The organism is Aurantivibrio infirmus, assembly GCF_054767315.1.
In genome coordinates this window covers 228941-254147 of the sequence record NZ_BAAFSK010000003.1, presented here as the reverse complement: position 1 = coordinate 254147, position 25207 = coordinate 228941, and the positions used below count along the sequence as shown (strand labels likewise).

Annotated in this window: 21 protein-coding genes; 17 read left to right on the top strand and 4 right to left on the bottom strand. The window is 43.5% G+C overall.

The annotated features are described in order from the left end of the window. Position 1: 1 nt before the first annotated feature. From nudC to ACYUCY_RS07880, 8 genes are all read left to right on the top strand, one after another. Entirely contained in the window at positions 2 to 835 is an 834-nt protein-coding gene (gene nudC, locus ACYUCY_RS07915; RefSeq protein ID WP_460225927.1) for an NAD(+) diphosphatase, read from the top strand. A 61-nt stretch (positions 836 to 896) separates the two neighbouring features. Beyond that, positions 897 to 1547: a cation/multidrug efflux pump gene (locus ACYUCY_RS07910; RefSeq protein ID WP_460225926.1), complete on the top strand. Its 651-nt coding sequence runs from the start codon at positions 897 to 899 to the stop codon at positions 1545 to 1547. A 113-nt stretch (positions 1548 to 1660) separates the two neighbouring features. After that, entirely contained in the window at positions 1661 to 2725 is a 1065-nt protein-coding gene (gene sohB / locus ACYUCY_RS07905) for a protease SohB (RefSeq protein WP_460225925.1), read from the top strand. Positions 2726 to 2861: 136 nt separating this feature from the next. Further along, positions 2862 to 3863 (top strand): YhdH/YhfP family quinone oxidoreductase, encoded by a 1002-nt coding sequence (locus ACYUCY_RS07900; RefSeq protein ID WP_460225924.1) that lies wholly within the window; start codon positions 2862 to 2864, stop codon positions 3861 to 3863. Between the two features lie 1414 nt (positions 3864 to 5277). Beyond that, entirely contained in the window at positions 5278 to 5823 is a 546-nt protein-coding gene (locus tag ACYUCY_RS07895; protein WP_460225923.1) for a hypothetical protein, read from the top strand. Beyond that, complete coding sequence (locus tag ACYUCY_RS07890; RefSeq protein ID WP_460225922.1) at positions 5813 to 6235, top strand: GNAT family N-acetyltransferase; 423 nt, start codon at positions 5813 to 5815, stop codon at positions 6233 to 6235. The genes ACYUCY_RS07895 and ACYUCY_RS07890 overlap by 11 nt, the downstream gene beginning before the upstream one ends. A gap of 76 nt (positions 6236 to 6311) precedes the next feature. Continuing rightward, entirely contained in the window at positions 6312 to 6989 is a 678-nt protein-coding gene (locus ACYUCY_RS07885; RefSeq protein WP_460225921.1) for a hypothetical protein, read from the top strand. 460 nt (positions 6990 to 7449) lie between these two features. After that, a complete protein-coding gene (locus ACYUCY_RS07880; protein WP_460225920.1) occupies positions 7450 to 7620 on the top strand; it encodes a hypothetical protein in 171 nt (56 codons plus the stop codon). Positions 7621 to 7633: 13 nt separating this feature from the next. Here ACYUCY_RS07880 and ACYUCY_RS07875 read toward each other — a convergent pair whose 3' ends face one another. Next, positions 7634 to 8191, bottom strand: a complete 558-nt coding sequence (locus ACYUCY_RS07875; protein ID WP_460225919.1) for a DUF3237 domain-containing protein — start codon at positions 8189 to 8191, stop codon at positions 7634 to 7636. Between the two features lie 96 nt (positions 8192 to 8287). Beyond that, entirely contained in the window at positions 8288 to 10006 is a 1719-nt protein-coding gene (locus ACYUCY_RS07870; RefSeq protein WP_460225918.1) for a tannase/feruloyl esterase family alpha/beta hydrolase, read from the bottom strand. Positions 10007 to 10387: 381 nt separating this feature from the next. Between ACYUCY_RS07870 and ACYUCY_RS07865 the strand changes: the two genes are divergently transcribed. The 7 genes from ACYUCY_RS07865 (at position 10388) to ACYUCY_RS07835 (ending at position 18485) form a co-directional block, all read left to right on the top strand. Next, positions 10388 to 11035, top strand: a complete 648-nt coding sequence (locus ACYUCY_RS07865; protein WP_460225917.1) for a glutathione S-transferase family protein — start codon at positions 10388 to 10390, stop codon at positions 11033 to 11035. A 217-nt stretch (positions 11036 to 11252) separates the two neighbouring features. Then, positions 11253 to 12062, top strand: a complete 810-nt coding sequence (locus tag ACYUCY_RS07860; RefSeq protein WP_460225916.1) for an alkaline phosphatase — start codon at positions 11253 to 11255, stop codon at positions 12060 to 12062. Positions 12063 to 12171: 109 nt separating this feature from the next. Next, the gene (locus ACYUCY_RS07855; RefSeq protein ID WP_460225915.1) at positions 12172 to 12636 is read left to right on the top strand and encodes a hypothetical protein; all 465 of its coding nucleotides are present in this window, start codon (positions 12172 to 12174) and stop codon (positions 12634 to 12636) included. A gap of 84 nt (positions 12637 to 12720) precedes the next feature. Beyond that, positions 12721 to 13641, top strand: a complete 921-nt coding sequence (locus ACYUCY_RS07850) for an alpha/beta hydrolase (protein WP_460225914.1) — start codon at positions 12721 to 12723, stop codon at positions 13639 to 13641. A 512-nt stretch (positions 13642 to 14153) separates the two neighbouring features. Further along, entirely contained in the window at positions 14154 to 14930 is a 777-nt protein-coding gene (locus tag ACYUCY_RS07845) for an ABC transporter ATP-binding protein (protein ID WP_460225913.1), read from the top strand. 6 nt (positions 14931 to 14936) lie between these two features. Beyond that, entirely contained in the window at positions 14937 to 17300 is a 2364-nt protein-coding gene (locus tag ACYUCY_RS07840; protein WP_460225912.1) for an ABC transporter permease, read from the top strand. Positions 17301 to 17306: 6 nt separating this feature from the next. Further along, complete coding sequence (locus ACYUCY_RS07835) at positions 17307 to 18485, top strand: efflux RND transporter periplasmic adaptor subunit (protein ID WP_460225911.1); 1179 nt, start codon at positions 17307 to 17309, stop codon at positions 18483 to 18485. Between the two features lie 62 nt (positions 18486 to 18547). Here ACYUCY_RS07835 and ACYUCY_RS07830 read toward each other — a convergent pair whose 3' ends face one another. Further along, the gene (locus tag ACYUCY_RS07830; RefSeq protein ID WP_460225910.1) at positions 18548 to 19573 is read right to left on the bottom strand and encodes a LacI family DNA-binding transcriptional regulator; all 1026 of its coding nucleotides are present in this window, start codon (positions 19571 to 19573) and stop codon (positions 18548 to 18550) included. Between the two features lie 262 nt (positions 19574 to 19835). Here ACYUCY_RS07830 and ACYUCY_RS07825 point away from each other — a divergent pair, with 262 nt between their 5' ends. Beyond that, positions 19836 to 22472 (top strand): beta-glucosidase family protein, encoded by a 2637-nt coding sequence (locus ACYUCY_RS07825; protein WP_460225909.1) that lies wholly within the window; start codon positions 19836 to 19838, stop codon positions 22470 to 22472. A gap of 58 nt (positions 22473 to 22530) precedes the next feature. On the opposite strand, the gene glk is transcribed toward ACYUCY_RS07825, so the two are convergent. Next, positions 22531 to 23571 (bottom strand): glucokinase, encoded by a 1041-nt coding sequence (gene glk / locus ACYUCY_RS07820; protein WP_460225908.1) that lies wholly within the window; start codon positions 23569 to 23571, stop codon positions 22531 to 22533. Positions 23572 to 23743: 172 nt separating this feature from the next. On the opposite strand from glk, the gene ACYUCY_RS07815 reads away from it, so the two are divergent. Then, positions 23744 to 25057, top strand: a complete 1314-nt coding sequence (locus tag ACYUCY_RS07815) for a sugar MFS transporter (protein WP_460225907.1) — start codon at positions 23744 to 23746, stop codon at positions 25055 to 25057. The last annotated feature ends 150 nt before the right edge of the window (positions 25058 to 25207 follow it).

Sequence of the window (25207 nt, the reverse complement as noted above, 5' to 3'; positions counted from 1 at the left end):
AGTGAATCGATTTTTTTCTCCGCATTTTACACCTCGAGCCAAGATAGAAAATTCGTTCTACGTTCTTATGACAGATGATGAATTGTTGGTAAACAATGAAACCAGCAACTGGCAACCTCTTCCAAAAACAACCTTGCGCTTTCTCGATATCGACCCCATCGAGCAACATCACATCGGTTCTTATCACGGGGAATCTTGTTACGCATTGAAGATTAATAAAACAGAAGCGCTACCGGAAACCTTTCATTGGGAAGGCTTACGCGGATTATTAGCACGGGGCGCAATTGGTAAGGATGAATTCGACATGGTCAGCTGTGCCATGCAAGTTTTTAATTGGGATAAAAGTCATCAGTTTTGTGGTCAATGCGGGCAGGCGACCACGGCTCACGATTCCGAACGCGCGCGAATGTGTGTTCATTGCAAAATACACTACTACCCCCGCATTTCACCCTGCGTGATCATGCTGATTACCAAAGGTGAGGAATGTTTGCTAGCGCAACACACGCAATCAAGGAGTCAGTTCTACAGCGCACTGGCTGGTTTTATCGAACCTGGCGAATCTGTTGAAAATGCATTGCGCCGAGAAGTGGCGGAGGAAGTTACGTTAAGCGTGGGAGATTTATCTTATTTTGGTAGTCAGCCGTGGCCATTCCCGGGGCAACTGATGTTGGGCTTCCATGCTGAATACGATTCTGGCGATATAAAAATTCAGGAAGAAGAAATAGTGGATGCGAGATGGTTCCATTATGGCGACTTGCCCCAGGTACCACCGGCGAGTACGCTGTCGGGCATGTTGATCCAAGGTTTTGTTGAACAATGCAAAGCGCAGAATTAACGGCCATCATTAAAATGCAAATCGTACTGAGGCTGTCAACGAGTAGGGATAAGGTTTAATTATGTTTTACAGCATTTTATCGATTTTAATCACGATACTCGGTTTGGTAGCGGTGTATTTTTCGCTAAGAATTTTGATTAAAAAATCTTGGTTTTTCGGATGGTTGCGAGGCACCGGTGGCCTGTTACTGATTATTGTCGGCGTCATGTTAGCGATGTCTGCGTTTGATATATACAGCTACAAACAAATCGTTGCTGAGCAATCAGTGGCAACTATCAGCTTTGAAGAGATCAAGCCGCAACGCTTCCGAGCAACAGTGGCGTTTAGTGATGGCAGTGAATCTAAGTACGAGATAGCGGGCGATCAATGGCAGATGGACGTCAGGCTAATAAAATGGCCCACGGCGTTAGCCGCAGTCGGTGTAAAACCGGGTTATCGTTTAGATCGTATTAGTGGGCGTTATTATTCTTTAGAGCAAGAGCGGAATTCCGAGCGTACGATCTATTCGCTGAACGATAGTAAAGCCGTTGATGTCTGGACGATGTTCAACGCCCTAGGCGGCTCTTTCAATATGATCGATGCGGTATACGGCAGCGCAACCTTTGTACCTATGGAGGATGCCGCACAATACGAAGTAAATCTATCCAATACGGGGCTGCTAGCGAGACCGCTGAACACAGCCGCTCGTACCGCCATTGGCAACTGGGAATAGGCAGTAAACAATAAAATATAAATTGCCTATCAGGTCAGAGCACGTCGGAATACCCAAAGCCTTCCTTCTACTATAAAATCACGCAACTCAATCCCTACTGTTTGGAGAATTCATTGGAATTTTTAGCTGAATACGGCTTATTCTTTGCTAAGGCCGTCACTCTTGTCATTGCTATAGTCGTCGTAATACTAATCATTGTCGCGGCTAGCCAGAAGAATCATCGTTCAGAAAAAGGGCACATTGACGTTGTTAAGCTCAATGATCGCTACAATGCCATGCATGAAACCATTCAGCATGCAGCGATTGATGAAGCAGAATTCAAGCTGAATGCTAAGCAAGAAAAAAAGCAACAAAAGAAAGAAAAAGCGGATAAAAAGAAGGAGTTAAAACATAAGTCGCCGGATGCTGAGTTAAAACATAAAAAACGCGTGTTTGTTTTGAATTTTCACGGTGATATGAAAGCGAGTGCGACAGATAATTTACGCGAAGAAATTACCACCGTATTAAGCTTGGCCAAACCTGAAGATGAAGTGGTGCTTTGTTTGGAAAGCACCGGCGGTATGGTTCATAGTTACGGTTTAGCTGCCAGCCAATTGTCCCGCATCAAATCGAAGAACGTTCCCTTAACTGTTTGCGTTGATAAAGTTGCTGCCAGCGGCGGATACATGATGGCTTGTGTCGCCGATAAAATAATCTCTGCACCGTTTGCGGTAATTGGGTCGATCGGTGTTGTTGCGCAACTTCCCAATTTTAATCGTCTGTTGAAGAAAATCCCCGTTGATTACGAGATGCAAACCGCAGGGGAATATAAACGCACGCTAACAATTTTCGGTGAGAATACAGATAAAGCTCGTGAAAAATTTTCAGAAGAATTAGAAGATACTCATGGTCTATTTAAAGAATTTATTCGCTCAAATAGACCCGGCCTCGATGTCGATAAAGTGGCCACCGGTGAAACCTGGTATGGTAGTAAAGCACTTGAAAATAATTTGATCGACGAAGTCAAAACCAGCGATGAATACTTAACCTCTCATCACCCTGAGTCAGATATATTTGAAGTCACCTACCATGTAAAAAAATCTATCCCCGAAAAATTTGGCTTCGCTTCGCAAGCGGCGATGGATAGGTTGTTGTTAACTTGGTGGGAAAGGTTACAATCAACGCGCTTTTTTTCTTGATGCCTGTGGTTTCAGTGGATTCGCGAATCGCTGATTAAAATTTCTAAAGTGTGTACGTTAAGAAATCAAGAGCTTCTATTTTTATTTATAAAAGCTGCTAATGTTTGGCCGCTTTCTGCCCTTAGGAATTGTATTCATGAGTGATGTCTCTTTTAAAGCCCTCCGTGTTGAATCCACTGAAGACGGTAAATTTACCCAGAAAATTGTCGACCGGCAAATTAGCGAATTACCTGAAAATGATTTATTGGTTGCGGTTCAATACTCATCTCTTAATTTTAAAGATGCACTTTCTGCGGCGGGCAAACCTGGTGTTACACGTAACTACCCTCACACTCCGGGTATTGATGCGGCGGGTGTAGTGATTGAAGATAAATCGGGTACATTCAAAGCAGGTGATGAAGTCATAGTTTCTGGCTACGATCTGGGAATGAACACCTCTGGTGGGTTTGCTCAGAGAATACGCGTCCCCGCTGAGTGGGCAATAGCATTACCCGCTGGCTTAAGTCTAAAAGAAACCATGTGTATCGGTACCGCTGGCTTTACTGCGGCCTTGTGTGTTGGCAAGTTGCTAAGAATGGGTGCAAAGCCTGAAGATGGCACGGTGATAGTCACGGGCGCAACCGGCGGCGTTGGCAGCTTTAGTGTGTCAATCCTTAGTAAATTAGGTTTTGAGGTTGCGGCATTAACCGGCAAGCCAGAAAGCAGTGATCTTTTGAAAGCGTTGGGAGCAAAACAAATTGTCGCGCGAGCAGAGCTCGAAGAAGCAAGTAAAAAACCGATGTTGGCTCCACAGTGGGCGCACGCAGTAGATTGTGTAGGCGGAGAGATCCTCAGCAATATTTTGAAGACGCTGCAATACGGCGGCAGTGCAGCTATCTGCGGTTTGACGGCTTCAGTGAATTTCAGCGCGACAGTTCTACCTTTTATTCTACGCAACATCAATTTATTAGGGGTCGATTGTGTTGAATTGCCACTCGCAAAAAAGCGAGACAATTGGCAGGCACTGGCAACAGACTTTAAGTTGGCAGATATCGAGGGAATGGCGGAGCAGATTACACTTGAGCAAGCTCCTGATTACTTGGCTCGTGTCCTGAACGGCCAAGCAGTAGGCCGTTATGTTGTTAAGCTGCCTGAGTAAGCCAAATATTTTTTAAGCGCTAATTGATGCTTGTAGCGCCTGGATATAGCGTATGACAAGGATGTCATAACAACTTAATCACCTTGTCTTCACTTCGACATTGAAATGTCATAAAAATGTGATTACGCCTGTTTCACGGTTACGACGCACTAACTTTTTATGCACACAATTTTTCCCTCTTTTAAAAATCGTATGTAAATTACGCTAAAATATAGCGTAGTGTTCATTGACATTTGTATCTCATTGAAAAATAAGGATATTTTGACAAGTCCATTTTTTAAACAATCTGTAGATTAGCCCTAAATAATAGGGCTTTCACCACTTTTTATTGTGTTTATCCACCAACTTATCCACAGCTTTTGTGGAAAAAAATTCTCAATTTAAGTGGGTAATGGAAGGATGGTAAGAGTCATAAAAGCATAATCTTCCGAGTATTTATCGGCCATATTGAGCAACAAATATTCTTTAGCCTTTATTTCTAAGTAACTAGTATTACTTTTTGGGTGGTATTTTTCGGATTGAAGCTCAGCTTCGATTTAAAACGACTAGCTTTCAAACTCAAACTTTTCTGAGTTGTTAGGTGCTTAAGCGTGAATAAATTTAATAACTCAGCAAATCCCCACGTATCCAGTCACGCCTGCTTATCGATTAGTAGCTTGGCGACTATCTAACGATACACTTCTGGGTCGTATATCTCGTTTCATTCTTTTGCTAATCGTTTTGTGGTTAAAGTGGTGGGCTTTGAATTAAAGAATCGCCTTTATGTTATGGGATGAGAGGTGAAGGTGTGGATTTTTATCGGAAATAATTAAGATCAAAGACAAAGCCAATAAATAAAGTCTACTCAATTCAAAACACATAATAATGTTTACAAAATCCGAGTAAGTGATTCTGAAGCTAAAGCGGGTGGTGAAACTTCGAATAATGATTTTTGCTGTGATTAACCCCGTAACATGATGGCGTGTAGTGATTTTGAAGACACGCTATAAATACGTCCCTGTACGCTCGGCTTCGGCATCCATGCCTCAGGCGGTCTTCGAAATCACTACACGCCTCATGTTACTCAGTGGTTGAGCGCGCAGTTCAATCTTTTTGGGGGAGGGCAGGGGAAAGATGTGTTGCAGCTGATCAAACCCACGACAGCTGAACAAAAGAGGCGATGGCACTACCAAAAATAAAATATTCACCCTTGTTGCGTGTTTGTGTAGTATTTGATTTCAAATATCATAAAGGACCGTGCTGATTTATACGACAGGATGTTTCTGCTTCTAATAACTCCCTCCGTAGAAAATAAATCTGCCCTTAGTTTGAAAAATATTTTTTCTAATTGTGAAAATTGAAAATATTTAGCATGGATATATAGGCCGAATATCTATATCTGACCATGCTATTTATTAAACTGTTGGGCGTACATATGGCTTCTGAGCACGAGTTAAATGAAATTGTCGGAAAAACAGCTATATTGGCTCAGTATTTGGAAATGGAGTTAGGAACAATTTTGCTTGTACAGGAAGCCAACGAAAATAACTGTCAAGAATTAACTATAGATTTTTCGAAGGCTTATGAAAAACTTTCCGAAAAGGTAGCCAAGAATACGCTTGGCGCTTCGCTAAGAAAGCTAACGTCAAAAATTAATCATCAAGATGACATAGTCTCAAAAATGGGTTTGGCACTCAAAGCAAGGAATCGGTTTACGCACCATATATTTAGAGAATACGGGTTGGCAATACACACTGAAGAAGGGCGCGATAAAATAATTTCCGATATAGATAGCCTCAATCAAACAATGCAAAAGGCATATAATATTGCACAATCGATATCAGAGGATTTAGTTATGGAGCACGTTGCTAGTGTCAAAAAAAAACTCCTAACAAGCGCATATTGCGGAAAAATTTACGCTTCACTTCAATTTTACGCAAATGCGGGCGTTACGTTGCAAAGGATTGTCTGTGATTCGTAATATTAATAAAGACGATACTGTTTTTTTGTCAGAAATCTATTATCAAGCTCGTCTTCAGACTTTTGATTGGATTGAATCCGATCAAATTAGAATCGACGATTTTGTTCGGGATAGCAAAGGAGAAAAAATTTGGGTTGCTGAAGTAGATGGTTGTGTGGTGGGCTTTATTTCGGTTTGCGAACCGGAGAACTTTATTCACCATCTATATGTATCCCCTGATTTCTCAGGCCTGAATATTGGTACCCAACTTCTTCGTACTTGTCTAAGCAATATTGGTAGACCCGTAACACTTAAGTGTGTCTCTGCAAATGTTGATGCGCTACGCTTCTATGAGTCGAGAGGTTGGCGTACTATTTCTGTTGGAGTTGGTGAGGAAGGTGAATATCATCTTATGCAAGCAAATGAAACATAACGAAAAAATCGAAATTGGCTCCACTGTGCTGCGCTGACGCTCCGCCTTTTATGTGGGTTATATGTGAAATAAGTCTATGAAAAAAATACTAATTTTATTATTTATAGTGAACGTAGATTTCTCCTGGGCAGATAAAGGAGAAGTAGAACGGCCGCTATGGTATGACCGAGAATACACAGAGATGTTTGGAACAGATTCAAAAGGTATAGCGATATATCAGAAAGGATTTTCTGGAGATGTAGTTGAGGTTGATTATGAATATCGTGGTGATGGCTATTACTCGTTTGGCAAGAGTGATATTTTCCCGTTTCGATCTGCATTTGTGGATGAAGAGGATCTTTCAATAACTCTACAAAAACATAATGGTGAAACGATTAATTTGCCTAAAGGGCCGAATGTTCAAGCGGAGGATATTGTTGGCAAGTGGTACTCTTATTCAAAAAATGGGCACATGGAGTCTTCGGGAATTACTATTATGCGAGAAAGCGACTTAGATTCTGACTATGTGTGGTTAGACCACAAAGCAAAAACGTATTTTTTGTCAAATGAGTTTGACTTTAAGGTTCCCTACAAAATCCATAATGGCTGGCATTATTACGAAGGTGATTTAGAAGAGTTGACAGGGGTTATTACTTTTTTCTCTGAAGATCGTTGGGAGTTTATATCATATTTTGATCAGACCAAACATATTCAAGTGCGATATTCTGGCCAAAAAAACTTGACTATCCCTAAAGAATATAAATTGGAGGAATAAAAATGAGTGAGATAAAAAGAAGTTTTTTTGTAGAAAAATAACCAGAAAATAATCGAAATAATCAGGGTTAGATAAGAATTAAATTCTACTCATGAAGGAGAATACTATGGACGCTTTTAGTGTTTTCGGTATTTTGGGTTTTATTTTCGGTATCTCAGCACTTGCGAAAGTGAGTAGGTTGGAGAAGCGATTAGAGGGAGTCAAATTTCCAGAGGAGGAGGCCACGGAAATCAAAAGGTCGAAGTAACCGATCCGATAAATCAATTATCCCGGTAATAACTTGGGTTAGATAATAATTAAATTTCTCATTGATAGAAAATTAAATCATCGCGGGAGTGCATTTTCAATGTTCAGCTTTCGATTTATCGATAAGCTGCAACGCCTTCCCTTCTTAAAGTTCGAAACTAACTACAGAGCTAGGTTTTGGTGAGAAGGGCGTGTGTGCAAGACTTTCTGAGGCATGGATGCCGAAGAGAGCGCGACCGCCAAGGATGGCGGAAGTGCAGATTTTGCATGGAGCAAAAAATCTGCCCAGGATGAGTTACAGCGTGTCTTGCGCACACGTCCTTCTCACCAGAACCGGAATGCAGCGTTAGCAACAATAACAAAAGTTGTGTTCAAAAATTCCTAGTTGATTCCAGTTTTTACGTCACCATGTAATACCGAATCTCAACCCCGTTGGGTAAGCGTACGCCTTTACATACGAAGAGGCGGCGATTAACCCAGGCGTATTTTTCTGAAGCGGTTTCTAGGCGGGGGGTGGTTCTAAAATAATATTCGGAAGGGTCGACAATTTCCCCGGAGTTGATTCGTTTAATTACTGCGGGTGAAGCTTCACGAATTCCTGGTGCGTCGATATAAATTAGCGCACCGTCGTCGGCTTTAATTGTGTAGCGGGCGCTGATATCACTGACGCCGTCTTCTCGCACGATTTGCCAATCGGCGCCACCGGGTAAAACCGTGCCGTTAAATTTTGGGCCTTTAACGGTTCCACCGTTGATGCCAATGATACGACGTTCGCCAATTCCTGTATTGCCGAAAATGATTGGTGCATCCAAAGTTGCGATGACTTCAAACACAAATTCCAAGCCCGGGTCTTTATTATCGGCGGCATTCTCAGCTGTAAAAGCCGGTGTAGGTGATGTTGCGACAGTGGCAGTTACTAAACCGGCGATGATGGCGTCTCTACGAGTAATGCCCATTATTTTTCTCCTAGCTAATTTGTAAAATATTTAGCATGATTTTTTAGAATTATTTTTAGAGTTAGAATTTTTTATTGAACCAATTCAATTACAACATTAATTTAAGCTTTTCGGTTTTTTACACTGATAAGATTCCGCTGAACTTATCTCGCCTTTTTTATAATGAGGATACTCGGGATAAGAGCACATCAAACCACTATCGGTATTTCCAGTAACCACTTCAGTTTTCCCTGGTGCAATGCCGGCTTCGACCCAGTTCACTAATAAGTTTAGGCGATCAAAATTCGCGGGTAGGGGAGTTGCGGCTTGCGTTTTGCCTTCTCCAGTTAAGGTGTAACGGTTTCCAATTAAAGCGTGTCCCGTTTGAGGAAGTACATAAAGACGCGCGAAAGTATCGAGGGTGTCGCGACCTGCTTTGTCGAGTAGACTTTGGTAATAATCGAGTTGCGCTCCCGTCGATGCGATGGCGTCATCGGTGCCGATAATCACTAACATTTTTCCACCTCGTTTCTCAAAGGCACTAAAGTCTGGGTTGGTTGCATCTAACCAAGATGAAACTTCAATGCGACGCGCTTGGTGCTTACCTTCGGGATCATAATCAAGGGGGTTAGCGTCGATGTCTTGCATCATAATGCCGGTTACACCTTCAACGCCTAAGGTGCTGTAAACTTTTGCATTTTCTTCTGCGCCTTCTTGACCTTTAAAACGTTTATCTGAAAATAATTGACCCATGCCTTTACCGTTTGCAGCAGTTGTGGGTGCCCACATGCCAAAACGACTGATGTTATTTGCCACCGGTGTAAATTCTCGCGTTGAAAAAACAAAGTTCAATGTTTCGATATGTTCTGCGGTAAGGCAGGCATTTTCAGATGTGTCTTCTGGATCTGGATCGCGATCATTGGGGCATAGTTTTGCGGCCCAAGGTTTTAGATCGGTTTTGCCCTGCACATTAAACAAGGAGCGACAATCGACATAATTATTAATGACGCCATCATTTAAGCCATCCAAGCCATCACATTGACGCATAAATTCAGCAACGATCGCATTGCCCTTAACGTGAGTGACCCAGTTCGCGAGTTTCTTTTCTTGGATACGAACTAAAGTCGGTGACTGCATGAGCGCGGTAAAATTGACAATTGGCACCCCTGCGGAAATACCGTCGTAATCTTGCGGGTAACGCTGCGCGACGGTGAGGGCTTCTCGCCCACCTTGGGAATTTCCGATGTAATAGTTGTAATCAGGTTTTTTTCCGTAAATTTTTTCCATGATGACCATTGCGGCGTCATGGGTTTTTTTCATTTGCGCGTAACCTAAATTCCGAATTGCTTCATCATTTAACAACCAATTAGGATCATTGCTATGGCCGGAATCACTTCCGTAAGTGGCATAACCTTTTAGTAGTTCCGAAGCACCGCGAAAGCCCGTAGCACTACCGGTTAATCTTGGCACTCGGCCATTCATACCACCACCACCCATTTGAATCGCACGAGCGTTCCAAGCCGCGGGGAGTGCGACGGCAAAATGAATCGCTTGTGCAGTAGCACTGGTGTCGACGGGTTTAATACTGCCTTCTACCATGCAATGTGCTGGAACAGCATCGGTGCCTTCAACCCAAGTCATCGTATCCACACTTACAGCAGCAACCGCTTCGCCAATCATTGATGCAGGAATAGTGTTTTGCAGCTTCTCAGAGGAGCAGTTTTTATTGGAGATATTTACCCAATCATTTTCGCTGACGGTTTTAGACCATGCAGGAAGTTGCACCAAACTCGTGAGTGCGATGCCAGTGGCGCAAAGTAAGTTAACTTTTTTCATTTGAGTATTGTCTCTAGGTTATGAATATGGCTAGATATTTTTATGTTTGAGTTACGATTAGGAAGATTCTATGTCGCTCAATTTTTAAATTCAAACGCTTTGTTATCTATATGTCTTCCCTATATCTAGATATGAGGAGTTAATAGTAAAAAGAAGAGAGTGGTGTAATAAAATTTACTGGTGAGATAACTGACGATAATATTTTTGAGTTGTTGATTTTTATTAATCCCTTGTAAACTATTCTCGACCGCTTGTTCATATGTGGCTTTGTAGGTATAACTAGGGCCTCCATTTAATATGGTGGTATTGCATTGTCATACCACCTTGAGTAGATCGGTTAAATAATATATATAGCGAAATATTTTTTTGGAATTAATTACTATGAGTAAAATCGCGCTCTATGCTTTTCCCGGTAGCTGTTCAAAAGTCTCGTTAATCTTGCTCGAAGAAGCTCAATCTGACTTTTCACTCAAGTTGGTACGCTTGGATAAAGGTGAACATAAGAAACTCAATTTTCGAAAAATAAATGCAAAATGCAAAGTGCCGGTACTAGTTGTTGATGGTGTGAAATTAACGGAGAATCCGGCGATCATTACTTATATTTCATATCTGTTCCCGGAGGCGAATTTGCTACCGTTAGCTGATAGTAAAGTCGAAGAGCTAGCACAGCTGTCAGATTTGTGTTTTTGTTCAGCGACACTTCATCCAATGGTGACGCGAATTTGCAAACCAGAGTTTTTCGTCGAGAGAAAGTCAATATTCAGTGTTAAGCAAAAAGCCAGTGAGGCAATGGATGAGGGTTTCAGTTTGATTGAAGAGCATCTTGTCGACGGGCCTTGGTGGTATGGCGAGAGTTGGAGTGCGATGGATGCTTATATTTATTGGGTGTTCACTAGAGTTCAATCCTGCGGATTCGACGTCAATCGCTTTCCACGTTTTATCGATCATGCCAATCGAATGAAACAACGACCGGCTGTGCAGCGAGCAATAGCAAAAGAAGCCGCGATGTTAGAAAAAATTCACCAATAATCGATCGTCTTGTTATAGTTGAGGTGGAAAATATCGACACTCACCTATTAAGATACCGAAGCCCTTCAACCCTTTTAAGCGATCTATTCATCGAATCGATAAAAGCAATCTGCGGTGCTTGTGGATGCCTCTCGTAATCCAGCCAATATCTTCCGAAATCTATTTATAATCCATAACCTATGCCTATGATGTTGAGAAAAAATATTATTTTAAATATTTGAATAGGGTTGTTACCTTAAGCGCCTATGTCTGGAATCGAGATCAATTATTAAATATTAATCCAAACGATACCGATCATCTCTTGGGACTGTTTGAAAATTCTCATATGCAATATGAGACTGATCGCGAAGGTGACGTCGCTGGTGAACCTAGCCTTACCGAAATGACAGAAAAAGCCATTCAGGTTTTGCAAAAAAATCGACGTGGTTATTTTTTGGTGGTCGAATCCGGTCGCATCGATCATGCTCATCACGTTAACAATGCGCAACGTGCGCTGGAAGATACCAAACAATTGTCAGCTGCTGTCGAATCCGTACTCGATAAGGTCGATTTAAAAGACACGCTAGTAATTGTTACTGCGGATCATAGTCATGTGTTTACGATGGCTGGTTACCCGAAACGTGGCAACCCAATTCTCGGTAAAGTTGTGGGCGTTGATGATGCTGGGAATCCAAACACTGATCCCGAATTGGCGCTAGATGATCTACCTTACACAACGGTAGGGTATAGCAATGGCCTGGGGTATGCGGAAGGTGTTGGCGGTGATTTACGTTATCGTCTACCAGAAGATCCAGGTCGCCACGATACGACTTTCGTGGACACCGAAGATCACGATTTCCATCAGGAAGTTTTAGTTCCCCTTGGGCCGGAAACTCACGGCGGTGAAGACGTGGCGATTTATGCTGGGGGTCCGTGGTCGCATCTTTTCTCAAAAACCTACGAACAAAATTATATTTATCATGTGATGCAGCACGCTGCGAAATTAGAAAACCGAAAGCAGCGTCGTCGACCCTGGTGGAAAAGATAGCGTAGTGTTTTAAAACCGGTGTATTTTTAAGTGCACCGGTTTTTTTATTCTAAATAATTTACGCCGTGAATTGTTTACCCAGTAAAAATAATAGATAGGAAACCTGAGCATGACAGCTATTGCAAAACATACCTTGGTGAGTTGCATTGTTAATGCCTTATTTAGTATGGCATTTTTTTCGATATTTTTTCGTGGTGAGCCAAGCTTGGTGTTAGGGCAAATGTCCAAGCTAACGATCGATTTTCTTCCGCAGGCGCTGTTCGTCGGTTTTTTTTCAACCTTACCGCCGAGTATTTTGACGATAAAAGAACTCAGGGCTGGTAAAGTGAGTCCGGGATCGGGCTCAATATTACCTCTGCCGGATAATCTTGTTTTCCGCGTGATTGTTCTTGCGTTGTTATCTCTTATTGTTTTTGGTGGCGGCACGGTATTAATTTTAAATTTTGTTCAGCCAATAACCATTAGTTTTACGACGGGAGTGATTATGAAGGCACTTTACGGTATTGTCTTAAGCGCCCTTATCACGCCGATAGCTGTATCGGCGGCACGTAAGCAATGGAAAACTGCTGAATAACAAAGTGTTGTTCATCTTGACTGAGAGCGTTTCAAACAAGTATTTTATTTGGTGCTAAGTTGAATGTGAGAGAGTGAAGTAGCAATGCGTTTAAAGAAGGTTGGATTCGACGGTATTTTTAAAATAATATTTTTGTTGATAAGCATCCAGTTTATTACGGTGTTTTCCAACGTTTATGCCCAAGAAACATTTCCACTATGGGAAGGGAAAGCACCTGGATCGGAAACCTGGCAACACGAGGAAGTAAGCACGACCTCCCCGAATGGGAGAACAATCGTTCACAACGTTGTTGACCCAAGCTTAAGCGTTTATCTTCCTGACCCCTCCATTGCAAATGGCGTTGCCGTTATTGTGAGTCCCGGTGGCGGATTTAGAATTCTCAGTATGAATGAAGGAATCGACACTGCCCGATGGCTAACTGAGCGAGGCTTTACCGCGTTTGTGTTGAAGTATCGCTTACTCAAAGCGGATGGACCTCCGCAAATGCCCGCGCTATCTGAACTCAAGTTGGAATTTAAAAATGCCAACGCGAACCCCGATCCAGATAATACAAAACTGAATGAAGTTATTCGCTTGGCAACGCTCGACGGTCAGCAAGCCATTCGGATGGTGCGCGAGAATGCAGAAAAATGGAATATTGATCCAGAAAAAATTGGCATCATGGGGTTTTCTGCTGGCGGCGGCGTCGCTGTTGGCTCTGCACTTTTGGGTGATACGGCAGCTTATCCTAATTTTGTCGTGAGCTTGTATGGCCCTTCCATGGTTGATGTCGTTGTTCCGGAGAATGCCGCACCTTTATTTATTGCCGTGGCCGCGAACCACAAACCCGTATCTGAGGGTTGTATCGCACTTTATTCGGTGTGGAATGCAGCGGGTAAATCTGCGGAGTTACATATTTATTCACAAGGAGGCGGGCCTTTTGGGATCAAGCCCCGGGGGTTGCCTAGTGATACTTGGGCAGAGCGTTTCGTGGAATGGATTAAAGGGGAGGGGATTATTAATTGAGAAAAAACGTAGTTAAAAAAATAGAATATAGGTATAAAAGAAAATAGAGTAGAAAACCTCTTTTTAGGAACAATGCAAAAGATGCCAGCAGTGTATCTTTTGCGAGTTTTGAAAAAGTATTCGCTTCGCCAGAATCGGTATTTAGAAAAAACTAAACACTCCCCAAACGAATTCCCAACACTAATCTCGTTGTGATCTCTACGGACTCGAATTCACATACAAAACCTAGGTACCCATTACGCCTCCACAGTTGAATTACCTGCCTCTAAGGTTTGCTTATTAATTTTGAACATTTTTTTAACTCAGAACAGTTGATTAAATGAATCAACAATATCAAGAACCTCCAGCAGTTAATTTTCCCGTCGCCGGTCTCAGCGTGATTCGTTTCGAGTCAGGTTTCAATTCATAATCATTATCGACTGCGGTCTCGCAGCTCACATTGTTATGGATCAATGGCAATTAGTCGAAAGTTCGGTAGAATCTGATTAATTCGCCAGGGGAGAGGTTTTTTCATGTTTTCCAAAACGAAGATTGCCGAGGATACGGCCAACACCGATATCGCCATGGACACTGATACCAGCACTAATAAAGTCGTATTACGTGCGCAGAATCTTTCTAAAATTTATCAGATGGGCGAGATCACCGTGCACGCCTTACGCAATGTAGATCTAGAATTACGCGCCGGTGAGTTGTTGGTGTTGCTAGGCGCTTCAGGAAGCGGTAAATCAACCCTACTAAACATTATTGGTGGCCTAGACGTCGCCACGAGTGGCTCCTTGCACTACGGTGATCTCCAACTCGACGCACAAGACAGCGATGGCTTGACAGAATTTCGTCGTGCCCACGTCGGTTTTGTTTTTCAGTTTTATAATTTGATACCCAGTCTTACCGCTCGCGAAAATGTCGCTTTAGTAACGGATATCGCGACAAACCCGATGGACCCCGACGAAGCCTTGCACTTGGTTGGCTTAAGCGACCGTCTCAACCATTTCCCTGCACAACTATCCGGTGGTGAGCAGCAACGCGTCGCCATTGCGCGTAGTGTGGCGAAACGTCCCGACATTTTATTGTGCGACGAACCCACTGGTGCGCTGGATGCAGCGACGGGAAAATTAGTACTGTCAGTACTCGATCAAGTAAATCGCGAAACTAATACCACCACTGCGATTATTACTCACAACGCAGCAATCGGGCGCTTGGGCGATACGGTAATTCGTATGAGCAGTGGTGAAATTGTTGAGCGCAAACGTAACGCTAGCCGAGCTAATGTCGACGAGATTGAATGGTAAATATTGATGAGTGCTATTAATCAAAAACTACTGCGGGAGCTTTGGCATTTACGAGGCCAGATGCTATCGATCGCACTAGTGGTTGCGACCGGCATCATGACGGTAACAACCATGCGCGGTAGTTACGACGTATTGGTTGAAGCACAACAATCATATTATCGGGAAACTCACTTCGCCGATGTATGGGCACCATTAAAGCGCGCACCAGAATTACTGCAACGAAAAATCGAATTAATTCCTGGTGTGAGTGCCGTCGAAACGCGAATTAGTTTTTTTGCGACCATGGATCTCGAAGGTTTGGATGCGCCCGCACAAGCACTTTTTGTGTCGCTGCCAGCACATGGACGTCCTGCCGTAAATGATATTCGTATTCGCAGTGGCCGTTATGTGGTGCCGGGTATTCCCGACGAAGTAATTATCAGTGAAAACTTTGCTGAGGCTCGCGGTCTTCAACCCGGCGATAAGTTGGCGGTTGTCATCAACGGTCGCGCGCGGGAATTAGATATCGTCGGCACGGCAATTTCAGCGGAACATACTTATGCAGTGCCACCGGGTTCCTTATATCCAGACGATGAGCGTTATGGTGTGTTGTGGATGAGTAGCGATGTGCTCGGGCCCGCTTATGATATGGACGGTGCTTTTAATGAAGTCTTGCTGACGTTGGAGCCGGATGTAAATCGATTAGCCGTCATCGAACAATTGGATTTCCTTCTCGATCCTTACGGTGGTTTGGGCGCCTATCTTCGCAAAGATCAAATGTCTCACGTGATTTTACAAGGCGAGTTAGATCAAAATCGCGTGATGGGAACTGCCATCCCTTTTGTATTTTTAGCCGTTGCGGCCTTCTTATTAAATCTCGTGCTCGGTCGTTTGATTACCACGCAGCGAAGTGAAATTGCCGTACTCAAAGCTTTCGGCTATAGCAATCGCGAGGTGGGTTGGCATTATTTAAGCTTTGCTTTGGTGGCGGTTATAGCGGGAACTATTATTGGTTCAGGTATTGGTGTTTGGCTGGGTGGTGCTTACATGCGTTTGTACGGCCAGTATTTTGATCTTCCCGGTTTAGAATTTCGTTTAAGCCCAACACTAATTTTAATTGCTGTATTCGTTAGCATTGTTGCAGCGGCCGGTGGTGCCTTGGTGGCGGTACGCCGCGCTGCCGCGTTGCCACCTGCGGAAGCGATGCGTCCAGAACCACCAGCTCGTTTTAGTGCCGGTTGGTTAGAAAGTTCCGGCTTGTCTCGCTGGTTATCAACCTCGTCGCGAATGATTTTACGCAACGTGAATCGCAAACCGGGTCAAACTTTAATGTCTTCCCTCGGCGTTGCATTTTCGGTTGCGATTCTTCTCATCGGTATGTTTATGTTCGACGGCGTGCGCTACATGATGGATTTACAATTCCGTGAAATTCAACGAGAAGATTTAACCCTAACTTTTAACGAGTCGGTGGATGCTTCGGTTTATCACGATCTACGTCACTTAAACGGCGTCACCCGCGTCGAAACATTTCGTTCAGTACCGGTGCGATTGCGCTTCGGTCATCAGGAACGCACGGTGGGTATTCAAGGCTTAAGCCCAGACGGTGAATTGCGAAGAGTAGTAACGGCGAATAATCGCGTACAACCACTCCATGGAAAAGGTATGGTGCTAAGCGAAATATTGGCGGAAAAATTAAATGCAAACATTGGTGATACGCTTAATGTCGAAGTGTTAGAAGGGCGGCGTGTACACGGGCAAGTTGAAATTTCTGCAGTGGTTGACGATTTTTTGGGTGTATCTGCTTACATGACGCAAAGTGCCTTGCAACAATTAGTCACCGGCCCTGAAGTTGTCTCTGGTGCGTATTTATCCGTCACCTCAGATCAGCGCCAACAATTAGATCGTCAGCTTAAAACCTTACCGGTTGTCGCAGGTGTTGCATCGCCCACATCAATGTTAAAAAACTTTGAAGAACAATTAGCCGACAGTTTATTTATTGCTGTCGGTTTTTTACTGGGCTTTGCCAGTGTCATTGCGGTGGGAGTTATCTACAATGGCGCTCGTATTTCGTTATCGGAGCGCGGTCGTGAGCTTGCTTGTTTGCGGGTGATGGGTTTTCGGCGGGGTGAAGCGTCAGTGTTACTCTTAGGTGAGCAAGCATTAATAACCTTATTGGCAATTCCCTTGGGCTGGTTAATTGGTTACGCGCTTTCTTTTGCATTGGTGAGTTCTATGGAAACCGAAACCTACCGTATTCCTTTTGTTATCAGTTTTAAAACCTATTTTATTTCCGCTATTGTGACTGTTGCCGCTGCCACTGCTAGTGGTGCTATTGTGCGCCGTCGCATAAACAAACTTGATTTGATCGAAGTTTTAAAAACACGTGAGTAGAGTTTTATGAATCAAAAAAACAAACGTTGGATAACGTATATCGGTGTCGCAATTTTGGGTGTCGTAGTGGCGGCGTTAATACTACAACCGAAAAGTATTGCTGTTGATATTGCGACTATTGATCGTGGAATTTTGACCGTTACGATTGAAGAAGAGGGGCAAACGCGGGCACGTGATCGTTATACCATTGCCGCTCCCATTACCGGACGATTACTGCGGACTGAATATAAAGAAGGGCAAACGGTACAGCAAGGTGATGTACTCACGGGAATTGCACCAACGCCAGATGATGCTCGAACAGAAGCCGCATTGCGAGCGAATGTCAGAGCAGCGCAGGCGCGTCTAAACGAAGTGCGAGCGATATTAGAAGAAGCAGAAGGTAATCAAAAGCGCGCGCAAGCAGAGTTTGAACGTCGCAATGATTTGTACGAGAAAAACATTGTCAGCGTTGAATCACGAGATTTTTACGAACAAGAGGCGCTATCAAGTAAAGCGCGAGTGGCTAGTGTTAAAGCATCGGTTGAAGCGGCAGAAGCAGCACTCGAAAGTGCTTCGTCACAGTTAATCGGTATTAATCAAAGTACGGTTCAAAGTAGTTACGTGGTACCCGTGGTGTCTCCGGCGAGTGGTAAAGTAATTCGTGTGTTTCAAGAAAGCGAGCGGGTGGTCGCTGCGGGTAGTGCACTATTTGAATTAAGTTCAGGAGCAGATCTAGAATTGGTAATCGATTTGCTCACTCAAGATGCTGTGCAAGTAAAAGCGGGTGATCCGATTATTATTACCGGTTGGGGTGGCGATTCTATTTTAAAAGGCGAGGTTGTTTATGTTGAACCCGGAGCCTTTACAAAAATATCGACGTTGGGTGTAGAGGAACAACGAGTTAATGTTATTGGCCACCTAATCGAGAATACATCTTTGCTTGGTACGGGTTATCGCATCGAGGCGGCTATCGTAGTGTGGGAGGCAGACGACATATTACGTATACCCACCAGTGCTATTTTTCGACGTCACAATGCTTGGCAAACATTTGTGGTGGAAAATAATCAGGCGCAATTGCGTAAGATTGACATTGGTAAACGCAGCATTGACTTTGCCCAAGTGTTGGATGGGCTCGTTGAGGGCGAGGAAGTTGTAGTTTTTCCTTCGGATCTGATTGAAGACGGTGTTCGGGTTAGTGTGGATTAGTATTAGAGCAAACTTTATTTTTAAACCACATTGCGATAGTCGTTCAGCCTAAGATTCAGTAATTAATAAACCCCCGCCGTGGAATCTCGAATTTCCAAAGTACATTCAAACATCTGATCAATCTTTGAGTCAGGATTCTTTCTTAAGGTAGCAATTAATAGAGCAGTTGCTGATTGCGCCATTTTTTCGATGGGTTGTTTGACTGTTGTTAATGCGGGCCATACTTGTCGTGCTACGGGCGTGTCATCAAAGCCCGTTACGGATAATTGTTGCGGCACGGATACCTTCATCTGATGAGCGACATACAGAACACCCGCGGCCATGTCGTCGTTGCAGGCAAATATCGCTGTCGGGGTCGAATTCAAACGTAATAACTCTTTTGCGCAGCGGACGCCTGAAGCAAAATCAAAATGCCCTTGCCGAATAAATTTTCTATTAATTGCGATACCCGCTTCCTTAAGCGCTTTTTTATAGCCAGCCAATCGTAATTCACTGGCGCCGTGGTCGGGGTGTCCTTTTATAAAAGCAATATTGGTATGGCCAAGAGAAAGCAGGTGCTCAGTCATGCGAAAAGCGGCGGCTTCATCGTCGCACTGCACGCTGGGAGAGTGAAGATCGCAGATTGCGGGAGCAATTTTTACAAAAGGTATTTTTGCTTTCTGTAATTTTTTTTGTAGTGGGAGCATGTCGGAAAGGGGAGGCGTGAGAATAAGACCGGCGACGCGGCTTTTCTTGACAAGAGAGCTGATGTCTTCAAACAGTTTTTTGGATTTTGCTTCGCAAGGGTGAATCAGCAAATCAAAACCCTCTTTCCGACACGCCTTTAATACACCGTTCTGAATATCCAGTATGTAGTTTGCACTGGGGTTGTCGTAGAGGACGGCGAACAAGAATGAATGATGCCCTGCTAATCCACGGGCAGATAAGTTAGGTGTGTAACGCAGTTTTTTGATCGCCTTAAGCACTCTGTCCCGCGTCGCTTCACGCAGGTTGCCTTCTTTATTAACGACCCGTGAAACAGTCTTAATGGAAACTTCGGCGAGAGCGGCGACATCTTTGATGGTGGCTTTTTTTTCTTTATTTGACAACGACTTACATACCAGTTGGTGAAAGAATCTCGCTAATATCTATTAAATTTCCTCTCCTTGCAAGTGCGGGGAATTTTGTCCGCAAAATGTGCTCTGTGATTAAGAAGTTTGTTAGCACCCTATTCATTATTCTGCGGCTTAGCCACAAATAAATGACAACGTTGTCTTTTTTGCATAGACTACTGCGCTTAGCTATTTCCTAATGTGTTAGCTACGTCAATAGAATAATAATCAAAGCAATTTCTTCATCGTGAGTAAAAGAATGAATTTCAAAAATATCTCTCCCGTTTTTACTGTCATCGGCATGATTTTTTTGACTGTGTCTTGCGGTCAAGCGCCGGAATCAAAATCAGACGCCAATGTGAGAACCGTCGATTGGCTGCTTTCGCAAATGACCTTGGAAGAAAAATCTGGAATGTTGCATGGCGATGTAGATCCGAATCCAGACATTGGTCTCAATGGCGCTGGCTATGTCGGGGGCGTGCCGCGACTCAATATTCCACCACTTCGAATGGCTGATGGTCCTGCTGGTATGCGAACCAGTTTGCCTGCAACCGGATTGCCATCGCCGATTGGACTCGCCGCGAGTTTTGATCCTGAACTTGCCTATCAGTATGGCGAAGTGATTGGGGTGGAAGGTAAGGCCCGAAACCAAGATGTATTGTTATCACCGATGGTGAATATTATTCGTGTGCCTCGTGCCGGCCGGAATTTTGAAACCTTTGGTGAAGATCCTGTTCTCGCCAGTAAGATTGTCGCGGCGGAGATAAAAGGAATTCAAAGTAAAGGCTTAATGGCAACGGTTAAACATTACGTCGCTAACAATCAAGAAGATAATCGTACCACCATCGATGCAATCATCGACGAGCGAACACTGCGAGAAATTTATCTGCCAGGTTTTGTAGCAGCCATTGATGCCGACGTTGCCAGCATTATGTGTGCATACAATAAAGTGAATGGTGTGTATGCCTGCGAGAACCCAACGATTCTTAAAAGCTTGCTTCGCGACGACTTTGCTTATGAAGGTTTCGTGATGACTGACTGGTGGGCCCGGCATAGTGCGAGCGCCTTAGAGAATGGTCTCAATCTCGAAATGCCCGGCTACGAATGGCCAGGGATTAATTCGCCAGTGGTTTTTTCTGAAAAATTAATTGCCTCGGTACGGTCGGGAGATACGGATGAGGCATCAGTTAATCAGGCCTTGCGCCCTTTGCTAGTACAAATGAAAAAATATGGTTTTTTGAAAGAAGCATTGGCTGAATCACTTCCCGATGGCGATAAAACATTAGTCGAAAAACATAATCTGAAAAAACCAATTTTACGCAGTGATGCCGAAAAAAATATTGATGTAGAAGCACATGCGAATATTGCGTTAGAAGTGGCAACCAAAAGCGCAGTCCTGCTTAAGAACGATAAGCAAGCACTACCTTTGAGTGCAAACGATAGCAGTAACTTATTAGTGATTGGTCCGACGGCGCGTACCGCATTGATTGGTGGTGGCGGTAGTTCGAAAGTTATTCCGTTTCGGCGCGGCAGTCCTTTAGCGGCAATTGAAGAATTTGCTGGGCCAAATGGTAAAGTCGATTATGCCGTTGGTGTTGATCTCGATGGTGCGGTGATTCCCGCAAGTGTCTTGCGGCCGACGCAAGATTCTAATGAGGTCGGCTTGACGCTTGAAGTTGATGGTACGACTTCAATCAGCGATGGCATTAACTATGTTGGTGATGCCGCCTTGTCCGTCAACGGAGATCTAGTCTGGCGAGGAATTCTAAACGTTGAAACCACTGGAAATTATGAGCTTAAAATTCAAGTTAATAGCGGGCGGGCGCAATTAACTTTAGATGGACAAGCGATTGCGAGTACCTCGCGAGGTGTGCTTAGTCAAGCATCACTAATTCCTACGCAATTAGCCTTAACAAATGCATCGGGCGATGTCGCGTTAGAAGCGGGCCGAGATTATGTAATTGAAATAAACGCGAGTACTGATTCAAATTCGGTTTTAGAAACCCGTGCCGATGCGAGAGATAAATTTGAAATTCGCTTGGCATGGTCGACACCGGAGCACCAACAGAAAACTATTGCAGATGCCGTAGCGCAGGCGGCAAAGGCAAGTGCTGTTGTGGTTTTTGCTTACATCGAAGGTACTGAGGGCGGTGATAGAAAAACACTGGCACTTCCAGGTTATCAAGATGCGCTGATTACCGCGTTAGCCGAACAAAATTTAGATAAACTCATTGTCGTGTTAAATGTAGGTGCGCCAATCGCTATGCCTTGGAAGAATGAGGTCGATGCAATTTTACAAATGTGGTATCCAGGCCAAGAAGGTGGAAAAGCGACGGCGTCGCTTTTATATGGTCACGCCAACCCCAGCGGAAAATTACCGGTAACTTTTCCTGCAAGCGAAACTGAAGTTTCCACGAATACACCAATCCAATACCCAGGAGTGAATGGACGTCAGGAATATTCTGAGGGACTTTATGTGGGTTATCGTTGGTATGACAAAAATAATGTAGAACCGTTGTTTCCCTTTGGGCACGGTTTACATTATTCGACATTCAGTTATTCGGATCTAGTGATCACTGAAAAAGACGGAGAGTTTGAGGTTTCTATTTCCGTGCAGAATACCAGTGATCGTGCTGGGGCAGAAACGCCACAATTATATCTAGGGCGAAGCAGTAACGAGCTTGTGGATACTGAGCTGCAAAAGCTTGTTGATTTTCAAAAAGTGTATTTGTCTCCTGGTGAAAAGTCAGTCGTCAGTTTTATAATTGATTCACGTGCATTATCGGTATGGAATACGGATGAGCATACTTGGCAGCGTCTGATAGGGGAAAGAACAATACATGTTGGTGCTTCTTCGAGAGATATCCGGCTTAGCGAAAATATTGACGTTCGCTAATAAATTATCTTTACGAAAATTTTAATCCAATAAATAACAATTAAAGATTGTTGGTGGATTATTTTGTGGAGTAATTGATGGGATCTTTCGTGGAGTTGTAGCTAGGGTTGTTGTCTAAAAACCAGTTTGCCGCACCGTACAGAGCAGGGTTATTTTTTTTCACTAAAAACACGGGAATATTATCTAGGAAATGCGTCATTTTTCCCTTCTGATTAAATGTCACGGTGAACTGACTCGCTTTTAAAAAATCTTCAATGCGAGGAAGGATGCCACCAGTAAGATAAACACCACCTTTGCTACCATTAATTAAGGCTAAATCACCAGCGGCAGCACCGAGTATCTCGCAAAATAATGTAAGCGTTTTTTTACACAGCGGGTCAGATTCAGATTCACAGGTTCCCAATTGTGAAATATCACTCTCGTCATAGTTCTTTACTTCGATTCCGTTTACTTTACACAGCGCGCGATAAATATTCACTAAGCCTGTACCGCTCAACAACATTTCCAAGGATAGCGACTGGTGTTCATTATGAAGTGCATTAAGTACGTCTTGGCTAAGTATGTTTGGATAGGAAAATCCAACGTGACCGCCTTCTCCCGCTATCGGGTTCCAAATACCTTTGCAATTTACCAAGGCACCAACACCTAGCCCCGTACCCGGACCAAGAATTGTTTTGTTCGCCCCTGAAATAAGCTCCCCGGTTTTGATGACAGATAATTCTTCTGTTTTTAAATGAGGAATTGCGCAAGCTTGCGCAGCAAAATCATTCATCGTTTCTAAGCGTTTTAGTCCAAGCGCTGTTTTGACTTCTGGAAAGTATATTCGCCAATGATTATTCGTCATATTAAGTTCGTCTCCCATAATAGGAGCAGCAAAGGCGAAGCAGCCGTTTTGAATAGTCATATCCGGAAGGCTTTTATGATAGTGCGTTGCGCATTCGATAAATGAGCTGAAGTCAGCACAGGTAAATGTCGCTTGGAAATCAATAGATAGCGCTTCAGTTGGCGTAGTTGAAGAGGCGAAGTCGGAGTTAAAGCGAGCAATCCCGAAGCGAGCATAAGTCCCGCCTATGTCGGCGACGATAATAGGTTCTATCACGGTGTTTTTGAGGCCTCTATCGTGGCAATGAAAGGTGTTTTTTAACAGGCAATACTAGGTATAATTGACAGCGTTGTCAATTTTGGCTTTAATGGGCAGCTCAATAAAATCGCTTTCTAAAGCGTATGAATTCAGATTTCATGCCCTTAAAAAAATAAAAACAGGTGCGTATATGTCCATAGATAACACTCCCTCTGCAGCGAATCCGAAAAGCGTTTCTAAGGACGACCTTGGTTTAGCTAAACAATCAAATCTTTTCCCCTTGATAATGCTTACCTCCTTGTTTTTTATTTGGGGTTTTATGACCGCCCTGAATGATATTCTCATTCCCCATTTAAAAAATGCATTTTCTTTAAACTATACCCAGGCGATGCTGATTCAGTTTTGTTTTTTTGGTGCTTACTTTATTGCATCCATTCCTGCAGGTATTTATTTGAAAAAGGTGGGCTACCAAAAGGGCCTGGTCACGGGATTGGTTATTGCAGGTATCGGTTGTTTGGTTTTTTATCCGGCGGCAAGTCAGTTGTCATACATTGTATTTTTGATGGCTTTATTTATCTTGGCCACGGGGATAACGGTTTTACAGGTTTCTGCTAACCCCTATGTCACGGTCCTGGGTAAACCAGAGACTGCATCAAGCCGTTTAACCATGACACAGGCATTTAATTCTTTGGGAACGACCTTGGCGCCCATTTTTGGGACTTTACTTATTCTAGGTATAGTTACCACCGAGCTCGCGAATACTGATACTGAAACAGCGCGAATGATGGAAGCGCAAAGCGTACAGATGCCGTATTTATTTTTGGGTGGCTTATTTTTTATCTTAGCGCTAATTTTTCTCTTCATTCGACTACCGAGCGTTTCCGATACCAACCAAACCCTAGCACCCGAATCTAAAAACAAAAACATGTCCCTTCTGGATTATCCTCATCTTGTACTAGGCGCCCTCGGTATCTTTCTTTACGTGGGTGCTGAAGTTTCGATTGGAAGTTTTTTGGTGAATTTTTTAGGTGAAGATAATATCGCGGGATTGGAAGAAGCAGAGGCAGCGAAGTACGTTAGTTATTATTGGGGTGGGGCGATGGTGGGGCGTTTTATCGGCGCTGCGATAATGCATCGCGTGCCCGCACCTTATGTTTTGAGTTTTAATGCTACCGCCTCAGCTTTGTTGGTTCTAATTACCATCGTCACCGACGGTCAAATAGCAATGTGGTCAATCTTAGCAGTGGGATTATTTAACTCAGTCATGTTCCCGACAATTTTTAGTTTGGCCATTGCACAACTTGGCGGAGATACTTCAAGGGGTTCTGGTCTTTTATGCCTCGCAATTGTCGGTGGCGCACTCGTGCCGTTGTTACAAGGTATGCTCGCTGATCTATTAGGCATTCAGCTTGCATTTATTCTTCCAATATTTTGTTACCTCTACATCGTTTTTTATGGCTTGAAAGGTTCGGTCCCCAGAGTTAACGCAGGGGGCTTAAACTAACTAGGACTGGGAGCTAGGCCATAATGTTGGATCTTGTTTTGAGGTTGATATCTCGATAGAAAAACTAAAGCGAGCATTTCGTATTTTTCTTTCGCTCACCTAGAACGAAATGTCGCTTTATTTTTTTACCCTTTTTATTGAGACGCTCGA

Excerpts from the sequence above, each read along its gene's own strand:
- ACYUCY_RS07835 (WP_460225911.1), top strand. The coding sequence starts at position 17,307 with ATGAATCAAAAAAACAAACGTTGGATAACGTATATCGGTGTCGCAATT.
- ACYUCY_RS07895 (WP_460225923.1), top strand. The coding sequence starts at position 5,278 with ATGGCTTCTGAGCACGAGTTAAATGAAATTGTCGGAAAAACAGCTATA.
- ACYUCY_RS07900 (WP_460225924.1), top strand. The coding sequence starts at position 2,862 with ATGAGTGATGTCTCTTTTAAAGCCCTCCGTGTTGAATCCACTGAAGAC.
- ACYUCY_RS07875 (WP_460225919.1), bottom strand. The coding sequence starts at position 8,191 with ATGGGCATTACTCGTAGAGACGCCATCATCGCCGGTTTAGTAACTGCC.
- ACYUCY_RS07850 (WP_460225914.1), top strand. The coding sequence starts at position 12,721 with ATGCGTTTAAAGAAGGTTGGATTCGACGGTATTTTTAAAATAATATTT.
- ACYUCY_RS07910 (WP_460225926.1), top strand. The coding sequence starts at position 897 with ATGTTTTACAGCATTTTATCGATTTTAATCACGATACTCGGTTTGGTA.
- ACYUCY_RS07880 (WP_460225920.1), top strand. The coding sequence starts at position 7,450 with ATGGATGCCGAAGAGAGCGCGACCGCCAAGGATGGCGGAAGTGCAGAT.
- ACYUCY_RS07870 (WP_460225918.1), bottom strand. The coding sequence starts at position 10,006 with ATGAAAAAAGTTAACTTACTTTGCGCCACTGGCATCGCACTCACGAGT.
- ACYUCY_RS07840 (WP_460225912.1), top strand. The coding sequence starts at position 14,937 with ATGAGTGCTATTAATCAAAAACTACTGCGGGAGCTTTGGCATTTACGA.
- ACYUCY_RS07885 (WP_460225921.1), top strand. The coding sequence starts at position 6,312 with ATGAAAAAAATACTAATTTTATTATTTATAGTGAACGTAGATTTCTCC.
- ACYUCY_RS07865 (WP_460225917.1), top strand. The coding sequence starts at position 10,388 with ATGAGTAAAATCGCGCTCTATGCTTTTCCCGGTAGCTGTTCAAAAGTC.
- ACYUCY_RS07825 (WP_460225909.1), top strand. The coding sequence starts at position 19,836 with ATGAATTTCAAAAATATCTCTCCCGTTTTTACTGTCATCGGCATGATT.
- ACYUCY_RS07855 (WP_460225915.1), top strand. The coding sequence starts at position 12,172 with ATGACAGCTATTGCAAAACATACCTTGGTGAGTTGCATTGTTAATGCC.
- ACYUCY_RS07815 (WP_460225907.1), top strand. The coding sequence starts at position 23,744 with ATGTCCATAGATAACACTCCCTCTGCAGCGAATCCGAAAAGCGTTTCT.
- ACYUCY_RS07845 (WP_460225913.1), top strand. The coding sequence starts at position 14,154 with ATGTTTTCCAAAACGAAGATTGCCGAGGATACGGCCAACACCGATATC.